This is a genomic window from Leisingera sp. ANG49 (genome assembly GCF_059694505.1).
The window spans coordinates 1,000,257-1,018,858 of the sequence record NZ_JCATZN010000001.1; the positions used below are offsets into that span (position 1 = coordinate 1,000,257).

17 protein-coding genes are annotated in these 18,602 nt (G+C 63.8%); 14 read left to right on the top strand and 3 right to left on the bottom strand.

Annotated elements, in window-relative coordinates:
- Nucleotides 1–124: 124 nt before the first annotated feature.
- The 5 genes from AC58NV_RS05020 (at nt 125) to AC58NV_RS05040 (ending at nt 5,583) form a co-directional block, all read left to right on the top strand.
- The gene (locus tag AC58NV_RS05020) at nt 125–1,018 is read left to right on the top strand and encodes a 5-bromo-4-chloroindolyl phosphate hydrolysis family protein (protein WP_497226130.1); all 894 of its coding nucleotides are present in this window, start codon (nt 125–127) and stop codon (nt 1,016–1,018) included.
- 18 nt (nt 1,019–1,036) lie between these two features.
- Nucleotides 1,037–2,227 (top strand): toxic anion resistance protein, encoded by a 1,191-nt coding sequence (locus AC58NV_RS05025; protein ID WP_497226131.1) that lies wholly within the window; start codon nt 1,037–1,039, stop codon nt 2,225–2,227.
- Between the two features lie 32 nt (nt 2,228–2,259).
- Entirely contained in the window at nt 2,260–3,174 is a 915-nt protein-coding gene (locus AC58NV_RS05030; RefSeq protein WP_497226396.1) for a DUF2927 domain-containing protein, read from the top strand.
- 26 nt (nt 3,175–3,200) lie between these two features.
- On the top strand, nt 3,201–4,382 hold the full coding sequence (locus tag AC58NV_RS05035; RefSeq protein ID WP_497226132.1) for an SPFH domain-containing protein: 1,182 nt from the start codon (nt 3,201–3,203) through the stop codon (nt 4,380–4,382).
- 79 nt (nt 4,383–4,461) lie between these two features.
- Nucleotides 4,462–5,583, top strand: a complete 1,122-nt coding sequence (locus AC58NV_RS05040; protein ID WP_497226397.1) for a TFIIB-type zinc finger domain-containing protein — start codon at nt 4,462–4,464, stop codon at nt 5,581–5,583.
- Between the two features lie 106 nt (nt 5,584–5,689).
- On the opposite strand, the gene AC58NV_RS05045 is transcribed toward AC58NV_RS05040, so the two are convergent.
- Nucleotides 5,690–6,109 (bottom strand): Hsp20/alpha crystallin family protein, encoded by a 420-nt coding sequence (locus AC58NV_RS05045; RefSeq protein WP_497226133.1) that lies wholly within the window; start codon nt 6,107–6,109, stop codon nt 5,690–5,692.
- Nucleotides 6,110–6,306: 197 nt separating this feature from the next.
- Here AC58NV_RS05045 and dtd point away from each other — a divergent pair, with 197 nt between their 5' ends.
- The 9 genes from dtd to AC58NV_RS05090 all read left to right on the top strand — a co-directional run bounded on the left by dtd (nt 6,307) and on the right by AC58NV_RS05090 (nt 15,462).
- Nucleotides 6,307–6,753, top strand: coding sequence for a D-aminoacyl-tRNA deacylase (gene dtd, locus AC58NV_RS05050; protein WP_497226134.1), 447 nt, complete (start codon nt 6,307–6,309; stop codon nt 6,751–6,753).
- Between the two features lie 428 nt (nt 6,754–7,181).
- Complete coding sequence (locus tag AC58NV_RS05055) at nt 7,182–8,765, top strand: ABC transporter substrate-binding protein (RefSeq protein WP_497226135.1); 1,584 nt, start codon at nt 7,182–7,184, stop codon at nt 8,763–8,765.
- Between the two features lies 1 nt (nt 8,766).
- Nucleotides 8,767–9,723: an ABC transporter permease gene (locus AC58NV_RS05060; protein ID WP_366663521.1), complete on the top strand. Its 957-nt coding sequence runs from the start codon at nt 8,767–8,769 to the stop codon at nt 9,721–9,723.
- On the top strand, nt 9,720–10,535 hold the full coding sequence (locus tag AC58NV_RS05065; protein ID WP_271908593.1) for an ABC transporter permease: 816 nt from the start codon (nt 9,720–9,722) through the stop codon (nt 10,533–10,535). The genes AC58NV_RS05060 and AC58NV_RS05065 overlap by 4 nt, the downstream gene beginning before the upstream one ends.
- Nucleotides 10,532–12,169, top strand: coding sequence for an ABC transporter ATP-binding protein (locus AC58NV_RS05070; protein WP_497226136.1), 1,638 nt, complete (start codon nt 10,532–10,534; stop codon nt 12,167–12,169). The genes AC58NV_RS05065 and AC58NV_RS05070 overlap by 4 nt, the downstream gene beginning before the upstream one ends.
- A gap of 216 nt (nt 12,170–12,385) precedes the next feature.
- On the top strand, nt 12,386–13,027 hold the full coding sequence (locus AC58NV_RS05075; RefSeq protein WP_497226137.1) for a DUF1326 domain-containing protein: 642 nt from the start codon (nt 12,386–12,388) through the stop codon (nt 13,025–13,027).
- 6 nt (nt 13,028–13,033) lie between these two features.
- The gene (locus tag AC58NV_RS05080; RefSeq protein WP_497226138.1) at nt 13,034–13,858 is read left to right on the top strand and encodes a DUF2182 domain-containing protein; all 825 of its coding nucleotides are present in this window, start codon (nt 13,034–13,036) and stop codon (nt 13,856–13,858) included.
- A 144-nt stretch (nt 13,859–14,002) separates the two neighbouring features.
- On the top strand, nt 14,003–14,839 hold the full coding sequence (locus AC58NV_RS05085) for an alkaline phosphatase family protein (protein WP_366663517.1): 837 nt from the start codon (nt 14,003–14,005) through the stop codon (nt 14,837–14,839).
- Nucleotides 14,840–14,904: 65 nt separating this feature from the next.
- Complete coding sequence (locus AC58NV_RS05090; RefSeq protein ID WP_497226139.1) at nt 14,905–15,462, top strand: DUF4453 domain-containing protein; 558 nt, start codon at nt 14,905–14,907, stop codon at nt 15,460–15,462.
- Nucleotides 15,463–15,468: 6 nt separating this feature from the next.
- Here the strand turns inward: AC58NV_RS05090 and AC58NV_RS05095 are convergent, their stop codons facing one another.
- On the bottom strand, nt 15,469–16,395 hold the full coding sequence (locus AC58NV_RS05095; RefSeq protein WP_497226140.1) for an alpha/beta hydrolase: 927 nt from the start codon (nt 16,393–16,395) through the stop codon (nt 15,469–15,471).
- A gap of 120 nt (nt 16,396–16,515) precedes the next feature.
- Nucleotides 16,516–18,405 (bottom strand): acyl-CoA synthetase, encoded by a 1,890-nt coding sequence (locus tag AC58NV_RS05100; protein WP_497226141.1) that lies wholly within the window; start codon nt 18,403–18,405, stop codon nt 16,516–16,518.
- Nucleotides 18,406–18,602 lie beyond the last annotated feature (197 nt).

Genomic DNA, 18,602 nt, shown 5'->3' on the forward strand with positions numbered 1-18,602 from the left:
ATTTCCAATCAGTTAATCTTCGCTGGCGGTTTTGGGGGAGCTTGCGTGCAGAAAATTGCCTATGCCGCCCTATTGATCCTGATGTTCGGCCTCAGCACCGGCTGGATTGTGGGGGGCTGAACGCATGGCACAGCGTTACGGCGGCAAACACAGCCCCGGCAGCGACCCCGGGTCGCAAAACTCCGCTCCCAGGCAGTCTTACCGCAATGCCCAGGTGGATCCGGTCGGGGTGCGCGCCAACGTGATGTTTGTGCCTCCTGCCATCCTGGCATTGCTGTCATTGAACGACGGCGCCACTGGCCTGGCGCTGGGGCTGATCGGCGCGGGCCTGTGGACCGGCGGCGCCTTCCTGCTACGCGAGGGGCTGAAGGCCGAAGCCGCCTATGCCGCCCGCAAGGTGGCACGCAAACCCGCCCTGCCCCACAAGATCCTGGCAGCGCTGCTGGCGGGCGGCGGCGCGGCGCTGGCGGCGTGGAAGGCAGAGCCCGGCATCCTGATTGCCGCCATCTATGGCGCCGCGGCAGCGGGGCTGCACATCACCGCCTTCGGCATCGACCCGCTGCGCGACAAGGGCGTGGAAGGGGTCGACGATTTCCAGCAGTCCCGGGTGGCCCGCGCGGTGGATGAGGCGGAACAGAGCCTTGCCGCCATGAAGGACGCCGCCCTGCGCGCCCGCGACCGGGGAGTCGAGGCGCGGGTGGAGCAATTCCAGGAGGTGGCCCGCGAGCTGTTCCGCACAGTGGAGGAAGACCCGCGCGACCTGACCGCCGCCCGCAAGTACCTGACCGTCTATCTGCAGGGCGCCCGCGATGCGACGGTGAAGTTCGCCGACATCTATGCCCGCAGCCAGGACGCCCAGGCCCGCGCCGATTACCTGGCGCTGCTGGACGACCTGGAACAGAATTTTGCCGCGCGCACCCGCAAGATGCTGGTGGAGGACCGCGCCGACCTGACCATTGAAATTGATGTGCTGCGCGACCGTTTGCAGCGTGAAGGGGTCCATCTGGACCGGAATTGATTAGCGAGGAAGCCGTTCATGTCCGAAGCCGTTCAACAGAAAGCCGCCGAGGCCGAAGCCCTGGTCACGGAAGTCACCGCCATCGAACTGCCTGAACCCGTGGCTGAGGTGCAGCCGCTGGAGCAGGCCGATGAACCGACCAGCGAGGCGATCCGGCAGCGGATGGATCAGATCGACATGGGCGATACCAATTCGATCATCCATTTCGGCTCAGCCGCGCAGGAAGAGCTGCAGACCATCAGCCAGGCGATGCTGTCCGATGTGCGTAACAAGGATGTGGGTCCTGCGGGCGACAGCCTGCGCAATATCGTGGCCACGATCCGCGGCTTTTCGGTCTCCGAACTGGACGTGCGCCGCAAGGCGACCTTTTGGGAGCGGCTGTTGGGCAAGGCCACGCCTTTCGTGAAATTCACCGCGCGGTATGAGACCGTGCAGGGGCAGATCGACCGGATTACCGACGACCTCCTGGGCCACGAGCACACCCTGCTGAAGGACATCAAGTCGCTCGACCTTCTCTATGAAAAAACGCTGCAGTTCTATGATGAGCTGGCGCTCTATATCGCCGCGGGCGAGGCCAAGCTGGCGGAGCTGGACAGCACCGCAATCCCGGCGAAAGAGGCCGAGGTGCAGGCCGCTCCAGAAGGCGACCAGGTGATGAAGGCGCAGGAGCTGCGCGACCTGCGCGCCGCCCGCGACGATCTGGAGCGGCGGGTGCACGACCTGAAGCTGACCCGCCAGGTCACCATGCAATCGCTGCCCTCGATCCGGCTGGTGCAGGAGAACGACAAGTCGCTGGTGACCAAGATCAACTCGACCCTGGTGAACACCGTGCCGCTGTGGGAAACCCAGCTGGCGCAGGCGCTGACCATCCAGCGCTCGGCCCAGGCCGCTGCTGCGGTGCGCGACGCCAATGACCTGACCAATGAGCTGTTGACCTCGAACGCCGCCAACCTGCGCCAGTCGAACGAGATGATCCGCCAGGAGATGGAGCGCGGCGTCTTTGACATCGAAGCGGTGAAACAGGCCAATGCGGACCTGATCGGCACCATTCAGGACAGCCTCAAGATCGCTGACGAGGGCAAAGCCAAACGCGCTGCTGCCGAGGAAGAGCTGCAGAAGATGGAGGCGGAGCTGCGCGATACGCTGGCCGCCGCCAAGGCGCGCCGCGACGGGGTTGGCGACACTGCCGGCACCGCGGTGCCGAACTGAGAAGGGCGGCAAGGGTGCAGGCTGTCCAAACCATGTGGAGGAGCGCAGCGGCCCTTGCCGGGCTGGCCGCGCTCACGGCCTGCCTGCCCTTTGACCAGGCGGAATCGCTGGTGCCGCAGGCCCGCCCCGCGGCGCCGCAGCCGGCGGTCTACAAACCCTCCGCAGACAGCGCTCAGCTGACTTATTACTACAACGCGCTGGAGCGTGACCTGCTGACCCGCGGGCTGCTGCGCACCGACGGCGGCGGGCCGGACACGCCTTACGACGCCGAGGATCTGGCCAGCAGCTTTGAAGCGCTGGCATTTTACGATGAATACGGTGGCGCAGGGATTTCAGGGGGCATGGGCCGCTGGTCCGGCCCGGTGCGGATCGCGGCAGAATTCGGCCCGTCGGTGCAGGCGGAGCAGCGGGCGCAGGACCGGGAAACGCTCGCCGAATATGCCGCCCGGCTGGCGCGGATCACCAGCCACTCCATCAGCACCGTCAGCGGGCGGGCCAATTTTCACGTGATCTTTGCCAGCCTCGACGACAGCGCCTTTGTGGCCGAACGGGTGCGCGAGCTGCTGCCCTCGATCAGCGCCCGCGACCTGTCGCTGCTGGCCGCGCCGCCGCGCAGCTACTACTGCCTGGTGGTGGCGGGCGGGCCGCAGGGTGACCCGCTGTCCTATACCCGCGGCGTGGCGCTGATCCGGGCCGAGCACCCCGACCTGGTGCGCAAGAGCTGCGTGCATGAGGAAGTGGCGCAAGGCCTGGGGCTGCGGAACGACAGCCCCCGGGCGCGGCCTTCGATCTTCAACGACGATGACGAGTTTGCGCTGCTGACCAGCTTTGACGAAAAACTGCTGCAGATGCTGTATGATCCAAGACTGACAACGGGGATGAGCATCGAGGAGGCCCGCCCCGTCATCCGCATTCTCGCCCGCGAGGCGATGGGCCAGGAACTTTAGGCCGCCACAGGAAGAGGACCTGAAACATGGGTATTTTCGATTTTCTCAAAGGCGAATTCATTGATGTCATTCACTGGGTGGACGACACCCATGACACCATGGTCTGGCGGTTTGAGCGCGAGGGGCACGAGATCAAATACGGTGCCAAGCTGACGGTGCGCGAGGGCCAGGCGGCGGTGTTCGTGCACGAGGGCCAGCTGGCCGATGTCTTCACCCCCGGTCTCTATATGCTTGAGACCAACAACATGCCGATCATGACCACGCTGCAGCACTGGGACCACGCCTTCCAGTCGCCGTTCAAGTCGGAGGTCTACTTTGTCGACACCACCCGCTTCAGCGACCTGAAGTGGGGCACCAAGAACCCGATCATCTGCCGCGACCCGGAGTTCGGGCCCGTCAGGTTGCGCGCTTATGGCACCTATACGATCAAGGTCGCCGACCCGGCGCGGTTCCTGTCCGAGATCGTCGGCACCGACGGCGAGTTCACCATGGACGAGATCTCCTACCAGATCCGCAACATCATCGTGCAGGAATTCTCCCGCGTGATTGCAGGCTCCGGCATTCCGGTGCTGGACATGGCCGCCAACACGGCGGACCTGGGCAAGCTGGTAGCGGCAGAGATTTCCGGCACCCTGGCGGACTACGGCCTGATGATGCCGGAGCTGTACATCGAAAACATCTCGCTGCCGCCCGCGGTGGAGGAAGCGATGGACAAGCGCACCCAGATGGGCGTGCTGGGCGATCTCGGCCGCTACACCCAGTTCTCCGCAGCCGAGGCGATGACCGCTTCCGCGCAGACCCCGAACAGCAGCATGGGCGCCGGCATGGGTATGGGCATGGGAATGGCGATGGCGCAGCAGATGGGCCAGGCCCTGCAGGGAGGCGCACCCTCTCAGGCAGCGGGTCATCCGGCCGGGCCATGGGGCGCGCGGCCCGAACCCGCTGCGCCGCAACCGGCAGCGCCCGCGGCCCCGCCCCCGCCGCCGGTGGAGCACGTCTGGCACATCGCGGTGGACGGGCAGACCTCTGGCCCGTTCTCCAAGGCGCGGATGGGACGGATGGCGCAGGACGGAACCCTGACACGCGAGACCCACGTCTGGACCCCCGGCCAGGACGGCTGGAAACGCGCGGGCGAAGTGATGGAGCTGGCGCAGCTGTTCACCATCCTGCCGCCGCCTCCGCCGCCGCCGGCACCGCGAGCCGGGTAGCACCTTCGAGAGGGCGGCAGACTGCCGCCCCCGCCACACCCTGACTGACATTGCCCGACAGGTTCCCCTCCCCGTGACGATGCCCCCGCCGCCGCCCGCTGAAACCGTGCCCGCCGCCGAAGAAGAAACCCACCGCTTCCCCTGCGAGCAATGCGGTGCCGATTACACCTATGACCCCGCCTCCGGCACGCTGACCTGCGGCCATTGCGGCCACACCGAAAGCATCCGCAGCGGCCCCTGGAAAGGCACCGCCCTGCAGGAGCTGGATTTCCGCGCGGCAGTCGCTGAGCAGCTGCCGGAAGCGGAGATCGAAGTCACCCGCGTCTCCACCTGCCCGAACTGCGCCGCGCAGGTAGAATTCGACCCGGAAACCCACGCCAAGGAATGCCCGTTCTGCGCCACACCGGTGGTGACCGGCACTGGCGAGAACCGGCATATCAAACCCAAGGGCGTGCTGCCCTTCGCAGTGGAGGAACGCGCCGCGCACAAGGCGATGACGGACTGGCTGGGCGGCCTTTGGTTTGCCCCCAACGGCCTCAAGCAATACGCCCGCAAGGGGCGGCGGATGCAGGGTATCTATGTGCCTTACTGGACCTATGACGCCCAGACCCGCAGCAGCTACACCGGCCAGCGCGGCACCGTCTATTACGTGACCGAAACCTTCCAGCAGGACGGCAAGACCCGGACCCGGCAGGTGGCCAAGGTGCGCTGGAGGCCCGTGTCGGGCCGGGTGCAGCGGTTCTTTGACGATGTGCTGGTGCTGGCCTCCAAAAGCCTGCCCAAGAAATACACAGAGGCGCTGGAACCCTGGGACCTGGCGCAGCTGGAGCCCTACCAGCCGCAGTACCTGGCCGGCTTCCGGGCCGAGGCCTATACGGTCGGCCTCGAAGAAGGTTTCGCCGAGGCCGGGCAGAAGATGGACCGGGTGATCGAGCGCGACGTGCGGTTCGACATCGGCGGCGACCGCCAGCGGATCGCCCGTATCGACACCAAAGTGTCAGAGGTGACCTTCAAGCACATCCTGCTGCCGGTGTGGCTCGCCGCCTACAAATACCGCGGCAAGACCTATCGTTTTGTGGTCAACGGCCAGTCCGGACGGGTCCAGGGCGAACGGCCCTATTCTGCCTGGAAAATCGCTTTTGCCGTGCTGCTGGCACTGCTGATCGGCGTCGGCATCGCCCTGCTGGCCAGCCAGCAGTAGCAGTAGCGCCTGTGACAAAGCGGAAGGGGGCGCAGCCGCCCCCTTCCTGAACCGGCCGGTTCCTTTCCCCGGATTCTGAGCCGGAACCTATTGGCCGGCCTCCCTGTCAGCCCTTGCTGATTTCGATCCTGCGGGCGGTCTCCGGCTGCTCCAGCGCCCGTTTCGGCACCGAAATGTGCAGCACGCCGTCTTCCATCCGGGCCGAGGCCGCCTGCCCGTCCGCATCCTCCGGCAGGCGGAAGGAACGGCGGAAGGCACCGTACTGGCGCTCGCTGAAGTACCAAGTGTCGCCCGTCTTCTCGGACTGCGTCTTCTTCTCGCCGCGGATCGTCAGCACGCCGTTGTCCACGGTCAGCTCCACGTCCTCCAGCGAAACGCCCGGAAGCTCCATGGCGATGTCGTAAGCCTCTTTGCCCGAGGAGGCCTCGGTTGCCGGAGTAAGCCAGTCGGCAAGACGCGCGCCGAAACTGCGGAAAGGATCATAAAGCGACGGCCAAAAGCCGCCATGTTCGGTTTTTTCTACCATAATTCAGCCTCCTTTCTTGTTGCGTCCCATTGTACCTCCCGGCTGCCGGCACTGCCTTGATCCGGCGCAAGAGCCGGGCCAGCGGCGGGAAATTTCTGCCGACTGTCTCGCCCCCGTGCGGCAAACGGGCTAGAGCTGTCACGACCCGGCCGGCGGATGGCCGGACAGCCGGGACATTTCAACGAACGGGAGCAGACATGCGGGCACTTATTCAACGGGTCAGCGAGGCCTCGGTCGCGGTTGACGGCGCGGTGATCGGCGCAATCGGCCCGGGCCTGCTGGTGCTGGTCTGCGCCATGGCAGGCGACAGCGAGGCTCAGGCAGAGCAGCTGGCCGCCAAGATCTCCAAGATCCGGATCTTCAAGGACGAGAGAGGCAAGATGAACCGCTCCGTCCAGGATACCGGCGGCAGCGTGCTGGTGGTCAGCCAGTTCACCTTGGCGGCCGACACAAGGCGCGGCAACCGGCCCGGCTTCTCTACTGCTGCAGCCCCTGCCGAGGGCGAGCGGCTCTACGAGTATTTTGCAGAGCAGCTGGCCGCGCTGGGTTTGAAAACTGCAAAGGGACGCTTTGGCGCCGACATGAAAGTGCGGCTGCTGAACGACGGTCCCGTGACCATCTGGATGGACACGGAGCAGGCCTGAACCGCCCATTGAAGGTGTGCCGGAGCCGCTGCCGCAAATGAACTGCGCCCCCTGCGCCTGCCGGCCGTGCCGGGCAATTCCCTTTGCGGCACAGAGGGCGTTTTTAGACAAAAAAGCACCGATTCTGCCCTACGGCGGGCCGGTCAGCCTGGCGGACCGGCCAGATTCATAAAAAAACCGTCAGCCCTCCGCATCAATATTTCCTGTCGCATTTCAAAAGTTTTTTTGCTTTACAGGGGTCCCCAACCGCAAAAACGGCACCTCACTTGAAAAAGGCGACACCCTCAGTTTGAACGGCACAGGCCCGCACAGGAGGCTTCCCCCGCGTTTCGCTAATAACGCTTGCGAGTTAGCGGTAAATACGCAAATCTTAAATCGCCAATCAAAAAAACAGGTGCCTCAGCACCGCAACCAATCGGGAGAACTCAATGAACCGACATATGCAGTATCTGGCCACCCAGGCCGCGGCAGGAAAACTGTCGCGCCGTGACTTCCTGGGCAAGGCCGCCGCACTGGGCTTTACCGCAGTGTCCGCCAACCTGCTGCTGTCCACCGCTGCCAAGGCGGCCGGCCCGCAGAAGGGCGGCACCATCCGCCTCGGCCTGCAGGGCGGCTCCACCACCGACAGCCTGGACCCGGCGCTGGTCACCAACACCGTTGGCCTGATGGTCACCCGCCTGTGGGGTGAAACGCTGGTTGAGCTGGCTGACGACGGCGGCATCGAGGGCAAACTGGCCGAAAGCTATGAAGCCTCTGCCGACGCCAAGACCTGGACCTTCAAGCTGCGCTCCGGCGTGACCTACTCGAACGGCCAGAACGTCACCGCGGATGACGTGGTCAAGACCATGGTGCGCCACAGCGGCGAGGACACCAAGTCCGGCGCCCTGGGCATCATGCGCGGCATCAAGGACGTGCGCGCGGACGGCGACAGCGTTGTCTTCGAACTGGACAGCCCGAACGCCGACCTGCCCTACCTGCTGGCCGACTACCACCTGATCATCCAGCCGAACGGCGGCAATGACGATCCGGCGGCGCCCATCGGCACCGGCCCCTACATCATCAAGTCCGCCGACATGGGCGTGCGCTTCGTGGCCGAGAAAAACCCGAACTACTGGGGCGATCTGGGCAACGCGGACACCGTGGAAATCATCGTCATCAACGACGACACCGCCCGCGTCGCGGCGCTGCAGTCCGGCCAGGTGGACGTGATCGACCGGGTGCCGCCGCGCACCGCGAAACTGGTGGACCGCGCGCCGAACATCACCGTGCACTCGACCTCCGCGGCCGGCCACTATGTGTTCATCATGCACTGCAACACCGCACCGTTCGACAACAACGACGTGCGCATGGCGCTGAAATACGGCATCAACCGCCAGGAAATGGTCGACAAGATCCTGAACGGTTACGGCACCGTGGGTAATGACACCCCGATCAACGCCTCCTACCCGATGTACACCGAACTGGAACAGCGCCAGTTCGACCCGGACAAGGCGATGCACCACCTGAAGAAGGCAGGCCACGAGGGCTCGATCCTGCTGCGCACCTCGGACAACTCCTTCCCGGGCGCGCCGGATGCTTCCGCCCTGTTCCAGCAGTCGCTGTCCAGCGCCGGCATCCAGCTGGACGTCAAGCGCGAGCCGAACGACGGCTACTGGTCGGAAGTCTGGAACGCCAAGCCGTTCTGCACCAGCTACTGGGGCGGCCGTCCGACCCAGGACCAGATGTTCACCACCGCCTACCTGTCCACCGCGGACTGGAACGACACCCGCTTCAACAACGAGCAGTTCGACCAGATGCTGGTGGCCGCCCGCGGCGAGCTGGACGTTGCCAAGCGGACGCAGATGTATGCCGACATGTCGACCATCCTGCGTGACGAGGGCGGCCTGATCTGCCCGATGTTCAACGACTTCGTCGAAGCGACCACCGACAAGGTCGACGGCTTTGTCGAAGGCATCCCGGGCCAGGTTCTGATGAACGGCTATGCGGCCAGCAAGCTGTGGGTCAAAGCCTAATATGTCTCCGATCGTAAAACTCCTGGCTCAGCGCATTGCGCTGAGCCTCCTTCTTTTGTTGCTCATCTCAATCGTGATCTTCGCCGGCACCATCGTTCTGCCCGGCGATGTTGCCCAATCGATTCTGGGGCAATCGGCAACGCCGGAGGCACTGGCCAACCTGCGGGCTGAGCTGGGCGTGAACGATCCTCCTGTACAACGCTATTTTGCCTGGCTCTTCGGCGCCATGCAGGGCGATCTTGGCACCGCGCTGACCAGCGGCCAGGACATTGCCCAGGCTCTGAGCAGCCGTTTCTGGAATACCCTGTTCCTCGCCTTCTGGGCTGCCGTGGTTGCGGTTCCGCTGGCAATTTTCCTGGGCCTGCTGGCCGTCCGGTTCAAGGACCGCTGGCCCGACAAGACGATCTCGGCCGTTACCCTGGCCTCGATCTCGATCCCCGAGTTCCTGATCGGCTACGTGCTGATGTACTTCATCGCCGTGCAGCTGCGCTGGTTCCCCTCGGTGGCCATGGTCAACGACAACATGAGCCTGTTTGAGAAGCTGAACGCCATCGCGCTGCCGATCGCCGTGCTGACGCTGGTTGTTCTGGCGCACATGATGCGGATGACCCGCGCCGCGATCCTCAACGTGATGCAGTCGGCCTATATCGAAACAGCCGAGCTGAAGGGCCTCAACGCTTTTCAGGTGATCTACCGCCATGCCTTCCCCAATGCGATTGCACCGATCGTCAACGTGGTGATGCTGAACCTCGCCTATCTGGTGGTCGGCGTCGTGGTGATCGAGGTGGTCTTCGTCTACCCCGGCATGGGCCAGTATCTGGTGGACCACGTGTCCAAGCGTGACGTGCCTGTGGTGCAGGCCTGCGGCCTGATCTTTGCCGCCGTCTATATCGGCCTCAACATGATCGCCGATATCGTCGCCATCCTGAGCAACCCGCGCCTGAGGCACCCGAAATGAAGAATATCCCCATTTCCGCACTCATCGGGCTGTTCTTCACCGCCCTGTACTTCCTTGGCGCCATCTTTGCGCCGCTGCTGGCCCCCTACGGCGTCGGTGAAGTGGTCGGCGATGTGTGGGAGCCCTCCAGCGCAGACTATCTGCTGGGCACCGACAACATCGGCCGCGACCTCCTCAGCCGGATGATCTATGGCGGGCGCACCACCATCTTCATCGCAACGGCTGCAACCGTGCTGTCCTTCACCCTGGGTTCCGTCCTCGGCTTCTTTGCCGCGGTGATGGGCGGCTGGATCGACCAGGCGCTGTCGCGTTTCGTCGACCTGGTGATGTCGATCCCGACCCTGATCTTCGCGCTGGTGGTGCTGTCGGTTGCGCCGGTGACCATTCCGATGCTGATCATCGTGATGGGCCTTCTGGATGCCACCCGCGTCTACCGCCTGGCCCGTGCCGTTGCGGTGGATATCGAGGTCATGGACTATGTCGAGGCAGCCCGCCTGCGCGGCGAGAAAACCGCCTGGATCATCTTCCGCGAGATCCTGCCCAACGCACTGTCCCCGCTGATCGCGGAGATGGGCCTGCGCTTCATCTTTGCGGTTCTGTTCGTCTCCACCCTGTCCTTCCTGGGCCTGGGCGTACAGCCTCCTGAGGCCGACTGGGGCGGCATCGTGAAGGAAAACAAGGAAGGCATCGTCTACGGCATTCCGGCGGCCCTGATCCCGGCCTTTGCCATCGCCACCCTGGCGATCTCGGTCAACCTGGTGGCTGACTGGGTGCTGAACCGGACCACATCGCTGAAAGGAGGCCGCGGATGAGCGATACCCTGTTGAAAGTCCGCGACCTGAAAATCGGCGCGACCATCTACCCGCCGGGTGAACGCCCCCGCGACATCGAGATCGTGCACGGGGTCAGCTTTGACCTCGCGCCCGGCAAGGTCCTGGGCCTGATCGGCGAATCCGGTGCCGGCAAATCGACCATCGGGCTCGCGTCCATGGCCTATGGCCGCGGCGGCGTGAAGATCACCGGCGGCGAGGTCTGGGTCAACGGCCGAGACATCCTGAAGGGCAACCACAAGGGCATCCGCAAGCTGCGCGGCGCCGAGGTGACCTATGTGTCGCAATCGGCGGCGGCCTCCTTCAACCCGGCCAAGAAGATCATGGATCAGGTGGTCGAGGCGGCGGTGGAGCAGAAGAAGTTCTCCCGCAAGGAAGCCGAGGACCGCGCCCGCACCCTGTTTGCCAAACTGGGCCTGCCGGATCCGGACAATATCGGCGAACGCTATCCGCACCAGGTGTCGGGCGGCCAGCTGCAGCGCTGCATGACCGCGCTGGCGCTGTGCCCGGAACCGGATCTGGTGGTGTTCGACGAGCCGACAACCGCGCTCGACGTGACCACCCAGATCGACGTGCTGATGGCGATCAAGGAGGCGATCCGCGACACCGGCGTTGCCGCGCTCTACATCACCCACGACCTGGCGGTGGTGGCGCAGGTGAGCGACGACATCATGGTTCTGCGGATGGGCAACACCGTCGAATACGGCCATGTCGACCAGATCATCAACAACCCGCAGGAGGAGTACACCAAGGCGCTGGTCTCGGTCCGCTCCATCGAGCATGAGGAAAAGGCCCCCACCGAGGAGCCGGTGCTGAGCGTGCGCAACATCACCGCGCGCTACAAGGGCACCCAGTTCGACGTGCTGCACAACGTGAACGTCGATCTGTACCCCGGCCAGACGCTTGCGGTGGTGGGTGAATCCGGCTCCGGCAAATCCACCCTCGCCCGCGTGATCACCGGCCTTCTGCCGCCGCGCGAGGGCGAGATCGAATTTGCCGGCCGCAAGCTCTCCCCTGACCTCAAGGGCCGCACCCGCGAGGACCTTCGCGAGCTGCAGATGATCTACCAGATGGCAGACGTGGCGATGAACCCGCGCCAGACCGTCGGCACCATAATCGGCCGCCCGCTGGAGTTCTACTTCGGCATGCGCGGCGCGGAGAAGAAGAAGCGGATCATCGAACTGCTGGACGAGATCGAGCTGGGCGAAAAGTTCATGGACCGCTATCCGGCGGAACTGTCCGGCGGCCAGAAGCAGCGTGTCTGCATCGCCCGCTCGCTGGCGGCCAAGCCCAAGATGATCATCTGCGACGAGGTCACCTCGGCGCTCGATCCGCTGGTGGCGGACGGCATCCTGAAGCTGCTCTTGGATCTGCAGAAGATCGAGGATGTGGCCTATCTCTTCATCACCCACGATCTGGCGACTGTGCGCGCCATCTCCGACAACATCGCAGTGATGTATCAGGGCAAGGTGCAGCGCTACGGCGGCAAGTCCAAGGTGCTGAGCCCGCCGTTCGACGATTACACCGATCTGCTGCTCAGTTCGGTGCCGGAGATGAAGCTCGGCTGGCTGGAAGAGGTGATTGCCCACCGCAAGATGGAAAGCGCCGGAAACTGATTCCACCAAAGGGTGCAAAGCCCCCGCGGATTGCCAGCGGGGGCTTTTTCTTTTTATATTTACACGATTTTGTGATATTTTATTAGGATCAGGGAGAATGCAGCGGCTCCAGCTGCAAACAATAGAAAAAACACTGAGCGCGGCTGATCTTTGAGGCAAGCCAACCCGAAATTACCGGGCAGTTTCGTTTGACTGCAGCAACGGGGAGGAACTGCCATGACAGATTGGGCAATTCACGGATTCGAGATAGCCAATTGCAACTGCGTTCCCGGATGCCCGTGCCAATTCTCGCAGCTTCCCAATGACGGCACCTGCGAAGCGATGCTGACGTTCCGCATCGATACCGGGCATTACGGCGACACCAAACTGGACGGGCTGCGCGCCGCGGCAATCTACAAATGGCCCGGCCCGATCCACGAGGGCAATGGCGAGATGCAGATCATCATCGACGAGCGCGCCACGGCAGAGCAAAAGTCCGCCCTCGAAGCGATCATGACCGGCCAGGACACCGATGAATTTGCCACAATGTTCTTTGTCTTCAACGCCATGTGCACCACTAGGCACGAAACGCTCAGTGCACCGGTGTCGCTGAGTTTTGATGCGGAAACCGGCATTGGCCATGGCAAGGCCGACGGCATTGGCGAAACCAGGGTCGAACCGATTGCGCACATCGTGTCCGGCGCACCGCATTCGGTCCAAATCAAGCTGCCAAACGGGTTTGAATATTCCGAGGCCTCCGTCTGCCGGGGCACGACCCAAACCCCCGGATCTGCGATCAGCCTGGAAAAGAACAGCGGAACCCACGCCCATGTTGCCGAGCTGCACCTGACCGGCAAGGGCGTTGAGCGCGCGGCCTGATCCGCTATGGCCCGCACCCTGCACATAACCGGAACAGCCGAGCGCCTGGCTCGCCACGATCAGGCGGTGGTGCTGGGCGCTGTGGCCTTCATCGTGCTGCTGAGCGGGCTGTACACCGTCTTCGGGGCCGGCATGAACATGACCGCAGTCGAGATGACCCGGATGGCCGGCCCGATCGGCGAGCCGATGGCGATGGGCGCAGGCGTGCCCTGGACCGCGGGCTATGCCGTGCTGATTTTCCTGATGTGGTGGGTGATGATGATCGCCATGATGACCCCCAGCGCCGCGCCGGTGCTGCTGCTGTTCAGCGCCATCAGGAAGGCTGGATCCCAACCGGGCAAAGCGCCGCTGCTAAGCCTGCTGTTCCTCAGCGGCTACCTTCTGGCCTGGGCTTTCTTTTCTGCAATCGCCACCGCTCTGCAGTGGTGGCTGGAAACCATGGGCCTGTCAAACGGCCCCATGATGTCGCTCAGCAGCCGTGCCTTAGGTGGTGCGTTGCTGCTGGCGGCGGGCGCCTATCAGTTTACCCCCTACAAGCACGCCTGCCTCTCCCATTGCCGTATGCCGGTTCATTTTTTGACCGCGCATAACCGCACAGGCTTGGCTGGTGCTGTACTGATGGGCGCCCACCACGGTACCTATTGCCTGGGCTGCTGCTGGGCCCTGATGCTGCTGCTGTTCGCCGGCGGTATCATGAACCTCTACTGGATTGCCGGGCTGGCACTGTTCGTGCTGGCTGAAAAAACCTTTCCTCATCCAAAGCTCTTCACCTCTGCCGCCGGTGCGCTGCTCTGCCTGGCAGGCGCCTATGTGCTCCTCACAGCGTTCTGATACCGCCGCCGTTGCCCGGCAAATCTGCAACGCCCGTCCGAAAATGCCGGTTTGCGGCCGATCCGCCGTTTTTTGAATGGCAATTCAAGAATCTGCCACGAAGATGAGGCACCGAAGCCCCCGCAAGGCAAAAGGATTCGGCAAATGGACAACAAACTCCTGCTCATCATTCTGGACGGTGTACCCTGGCGCAACTTCCGCCGCCTGTTCGGAAACCTCGAAGGCTGGGTCGACAGCGGCGATGCCCGCGTCTGGAAGCTGCGGGCGGTGCTGCCGTCGATTTCTGCCAGCTGTTATGCCTCGATCCACACCGGCGTCGCGCCCGCCATCCATGGCTGCACCGGCAACGCAAACGTGTTCCGGCTCAAGGAAAAGGACGTGTTCAGCCAGGTCCGCGAGGCAGGCGGCGTCACCGGCGCGGTGGCGCACAGCTACTGGTCCTCTTTCTTCAACCGCCACCCGTTCGATTACGTGCGCGACATCGAATATGACGAACCGGAAAGCAAGACCATCAACCACGGCCGCTTCCACACCATGACCGGCTACGGCAAGGACAACCAGATGACCCCGTCGGATGTCGACTTGTTCGGCACCCTGACCAACCTCTGCCTGCGCTTCGGCCTCGACTACGGCATGCTGCACACCTGCACCCTGGACAGCATGGGCCACCGCTATTTCCACGACTGCCAGGAGATGGACCACGCCTGCTTCGTGATGGACGAGATGCTGGCCCCCTTCATCACCCGCTGGCGCGACCTGGGCTACGAGGTGATCGTCACCGCCGACCACGGCCAGGACGAGCGCGGCCACCACGGCGGCCGCAGCCCGCTGCAGCAGGAAACCGCGCTCTACTACTTCGGCGAGGCGGATGGCCCCGATCATGGCGAGGTGATCGACCAGCGCCAGCTGGCCCCCACCATCCTCAAGCGGCTGGGCGCGCCGATTGCCGGAACCATGAAGGCAGAGCCGTTCCTGAAGTGACCTGACGCGGCGGCTGTGTGCTAGGATGGCCCTCAGCCGCCGTTTTCAGATGTCAGGAATTTGCCATGAAATCCCTTGTTGCCGTATTTTCGCTGCTGGCTGCCCCGGCGCTGGCCAGCGACGCCTGCCATGACCTGTGGTTCACCCGCAACGCGGTGATCGACCGGGCCGGGTACTGCTTCGGCTCTCCCTTGGGGCAATCGGTGTTCGACAACGGGGACTGCACCGGCAAATCCGTGTCACTGACGCCGCAGGAGGAAACCCTGGTCGCTGAAGTGAAGCAGATGGAGGGCCGCTTTGGCTGCCGGGTGAACAACAAGCAGACCCATCTGGACCTCGACGATCTGTCCCTGCGCTATCAGCTGTGGGATTTTCCAGTGCGGGATGAGTTCGAAAGCACCTGCCTGGGCTGGCTTGGGCTTATCACGGGCCTGCGCGCTGGTCACCGACCAGAGGCGCCCCTGGTCGGGCAGATCGACCCTGGCGACAATGTGAGCTACTCACACCTCCCGGTGGGCAGCTGGACCTATGTCACCACTTCCGGCCCGGACTGGCAGATCACCAGCGGCGGCTGGCTGGACACCTCGCAATTTCAGGAACAATGCCAGGATTACGCCGGGTAGCGGGTCCTAGTCGTCATAGGGCCAGACCCCCTGCCCCAGCGCCTCGACCGCAACCGAAATCCGCTCGAAACTGTCCCGCGCCCGGCCCACAGTATGACGCGCGCGCAGGTATCCGTGGATCAGCCCGGGCTCATTGATCCAATGCGCCTTGCCACCAGCCTCGACAATCCGGTCCCGGTATTCGTGCGAGTCATCGCGGACCGGATCGCAATCCGCGGTCACCAGCACGGTCGGCGGCAAGCCGGAAAAGTCGCTGTCTGCCAAGGGCGCAAACAGCGGATCATCCTTCGGCGCCTCGCCATCGGTGCGGATATCCATGTAGTAAACCACGTCTTCGCGGGTCAGCATGGGTGCCTGGGCGTGTTCGATGTAAGAGCCCTGGTTCATATCGCCGCCGAAGGCGCCGTAAATCAGCATCTGTCCCAGAATGGACTCGCTGCGGCCGCGCGCATGATGGGCCACCGCAGCACAGAGGTTGGCACCGGCGCTATCGCCCATCAGGACAATGCCCTTGCCGTAACCGGCCTCGACCCAGCCCAGCACCACCCAGGCATCCTCAAAGGCCGCCGGATGCTTGTGTTCCGGCGCCAGCCGGTAATCCACCGCCACCACCCGGTAGCCGGTCTGGGCGCAGATCTCGGCGCAGACATCGTCGTGGCTGTCCAGGCCCCCGACGACAAAACCGCCGCCATGGCAGAACAGCACCGTCCGGGTCGGGTCGCCCGCGGTATAGACCCGCACCGGCACCCCGTTTGCCGACAGCTCCTCAACCGACACCACATCCGGCCGCGGCACCCGGAACTCCCGCGCCATCGCGTTGTAGATCCGGCGCTGCTCTTCGATGCTCATCTCAACGGCGTCATCGGGATATAGCTCCCCGGTCTTCTGGATGAAGTCCCAGGTCTCCTCGTCGATCAGCCGTTCGTAATCCATCTGCGAGCCTCCCTGCACGCCGGTTGTCCTGAGAGCCTAGGCACAGTTTCCCGCAAATGGAATGCCTGAAAGAAAAAGCGCCCCGAAGGGCGCCCTTTATCCCACGCTGCCCCGTCAGGGTCAGGCTGCCGCGGCAGGCTCCCACGGCCTAGTGAAGTTGTTGAGCACGCCGTCGATGTCCGCGTCCGTGCTGCCGTTGGCCGCGACCTGCGCCACCAGCCCGCGCTTCTTGTCGTCGATCACGCTGACAACGCGCGCCGCCACCCCGGCCTGTTCCAGCGCGCCATTGTAGACGCGGGTGATGGCCAGCTTGCGCAGATCGGGCTTGAACACCTTGCCCACCGCGGTTTTCGGCAGCTCGTCCAGCACGGTCAGATGCTTGGGGATTGCCGCCCGCTCATGCACATGGACCTTGCAGTATTCCAGCAGCTCCGCGTCGCTGACGCTGGCACCGTCGACCAGTTCGACAAAAGCGCAGGGCAGCTCGCCCGAATGCGCATCCGGCTGGCCGATCGCGCCGGCAAAGGCCACCGCGTCATGGCCCAGAAGCGCCTCCTCGATCTCTGCCGGGTCGATGTTGTGGCCGCCGCGGATAATCAGATCCTTGGCGCGGCCGGTGATCCACAAATAGCCGTCCTCGTCGATCCGGCCCAGATCGCCGGTGCGCAGGTACTTCTCCTGATAGTAGAGGTCCACGTTCTTTTCGGCTTCGGTATAGGTATTGCCCGCAAATACCCCGGGGTTCGACACGCAGATCTCCCCCACTTCGTCGCGCGCGCATTCCAGCGCCCCGTTGTTGGTCTGCTTGACGATCCGCACGTCCGTATAGGGGAACGGGATGCCGACCGACCCCACCTTCTTCTCTCCGCCCGGCGGGTTGCAGGAGACCAGGCAGGTGGCCTCGGTCAGGCCGTAGCCCTCGACGATGGCGACGCCGCAGGCGCTTTCGAACCGTTTGAACAGCTCCATCGGCATTGGGGCAGAACCGGAGAAGGCCGTTTTCACGGTGGAGATATCGGCATTCACCTCCCGCTGCATCAGCGCCGACACGGCGGTGGGCACGGTGATGATAAAGGTGATCTTCCAGCGCTCAATCAGCTTCCAGAAGTTGTCGAAAACCCCTTCGCCCCGATAGCCCTGCGGCGTCGGGAACACCACATGCGCGCCGGAGGCGATGGCGGCCATCATGATCACATGCACCGCAAAGACGTGGAACAGCGGCAGCGGGCACATGATGTTGTCTTCTTCGGTGAACAAGAGCGTGCTGCCCAGCCAGCCGTTGTAGACCAGCCCCGAATACTTGTGCTGCGCCACCTTGGGCATGCCGGTGGTGCCGCCGGTGTGGAAATAGCACGCCACCCGGTCGCCCGCACTGTCGGCAAAATTCAGCGTCTTGGGCTGTTTCGCCATCTCCTTGGAGAAGCTCAGGTAATCCGCATGGCTGGGGCGGGTGTCCATCTTGGGGCGGATCAGCGGCACGATCCAGGATTTCGGCGGCGTCAGATAGCGGTTCAGATCCACCTCCAGCACCGTGTTCACGCCCGGTGCATGGCGCACCGCCTCAGCCACCTTCTGCGCCACGTCCGTTTTCGGGAAGGGCCGCAGGGTCACCACCACCTTGGCCTTGGTCTCCCGCAGGATGGAGGCGATCTGTTCGGGTTCCAGCAGCGGGTTGATCGGGTTCACGATCCCCGCCACCGCGCCGCCCAGCATGGTCACCAGCGTCTCATTGCAGTTGGGCAGCACATAGGCCACCACGTCCGTCTCGCCGATCCCCAGGGCGCGGAACATGTTGGCCGCCTGGCTCACCTGCTCTTTCAGCGTGCTCCAGGTCAGCGTCTCCGCCTTGTCCTGCGGCCCGGAGAAAATCTGATAGCTGACCGCCTTGCTGTTCGGGTATTTGTCCGCGGTGCGCGACAGCAGCCCGTACAAGGTGGCCGGCAGGTCCCGCGCCTCATACGGCATTTCATTCTGCAGCGCATCGCGGTCCGCGATTCCGGAAAAACCCATAATTCTCCTCCCCGTTCCACCCGGTGCACAGCCGGTGTACGGGCGGTGCACGGAGTGTGTCTCTGTTTTTTGCCCAGATTATTGCAATCGCCTGATTGCGCAAGCGCCGCGGCAGGGTCACGCCAAGGCAGCTTGGGGCGTGACGTGGCGCCAATTCGCGGCTTTTGGACAATTTCATCAAAAAAGCGCCCCGGACA

Coding starts and splice junctions, on each gene's coding strand:
- AC58NV_RS05020 (WP_497226130.1), top strand. CDS start 125: ATGGCACAGCGTTACGGCGGCAAACACAGCCCCGGCAGCGACCCCGGG.
- AC58NV_RS05025 (WP_497226131.1), top strand. CDS start 1,037: ATGTCCGAAGCCGTTCAACAGAAAGCCGCCGAGGCCGAAGCCCTGGTC.
- AC58NV_RS05030 (WP_497226396.1), top strand. CDS start 2,260: ATGTGGAGGAGCGCAGCGGCCCTTGCCGGGCTGGCCGCGCTCACGGCC.
- AC58NV_RS05035 (WP_497226132.1), top strand. CDS start 3,201: ATGGGTATTTTCGATTTTCTCAAAGGCGAATTCATTGATGTCATTCAC.
- AC58NV_RS05040 (WP_497226397.1), top strand. CDS start 4,462: ATGCCCCCGCCGCCGCCCGCTGAAACCGTGCCCGCCGCCGAAGAAGAA.
- AC58NV_RS05045 (WP_497226133.1), bottom strand. CDS start 6,109: ATGGTAGAAAAAACCGAACATGGCGGCTTTTGGCCGTCGCTTTATGAT.
- dtd (WP_497226134.1), top strand. CDS start 6,307: ATGCGGGCACTTATTCAACGGGTCAGCGAGGCCTCGGTCGCGGTTGAC.
- AC58NV_RS05055 (WP_497226135.1), top strand. CDS start 7,182: ATGAACCGACATATGCAGTATCTGGCCACCCAGGCCGCGGCAGGAAAA.
- AC58NV_RS05060 (WP_366663521.1), top strand. CDS start 8,767: ATGTCTCCGATCGTAAAACTCCTGGCTCAGCGCATTGCGCTGAGCCTC.
- AC58NV_RS05065 (WP_271908593.1), top strand. CDS start 9,720: ATGAAGAATATCCCCATTTCCGCACTCATCGGGCTGTTCTTCACCGCC.
- AC58NV_RS05070 (WP_497226136.1), top strand. CDS start 10,532: ATGAGCGATACCCTGTTGAAAGTCCGCGACCTGAAAATCGGCGCGACC.
- AC58NV_RS05075 (WP_497226137.1), top strand. CDS start 12,386: ATGACAGATTGGGCAATTCACGGATTCGAGATAGCCAATTGCAACTGC.
- AC58NV_RS05080 (WP_497226138.1), top strand. CDS start 13,034: ATGGCCCGCACCCTGCACATAACCGGAACAGCCGAGCGCCTGGCTCGC.
- AC58NV_RS05085 (WP_366663517.1), top strand. CDS start 14,003: ATGGACAACAAACTCCTGCTCATCATTCTGGACGGTGTACCCTGGCGC.
- AC58NV_RS05090 (WP_497226139.1), top strand. CDS start 14,905: ATGAAATCCCTTGTTGCCGTATTTTCGCTGCTGGCTGCCCCGGCGCTG.
- AC58NV_RS05095 (WP_497226140.1), bottom strand. CDS start 16,395: ATGGATTACGAACGGCTGATCGACGAGGAGACCTGGGACTTCATCCAG.
- AC58NV_RS05100 (WP_497226141.1), bottom strand. CDS start 18,405: ATGGGTTTTTCCGGAATCGCGGACCGCGATGCGCTGCAGAATGAAATG.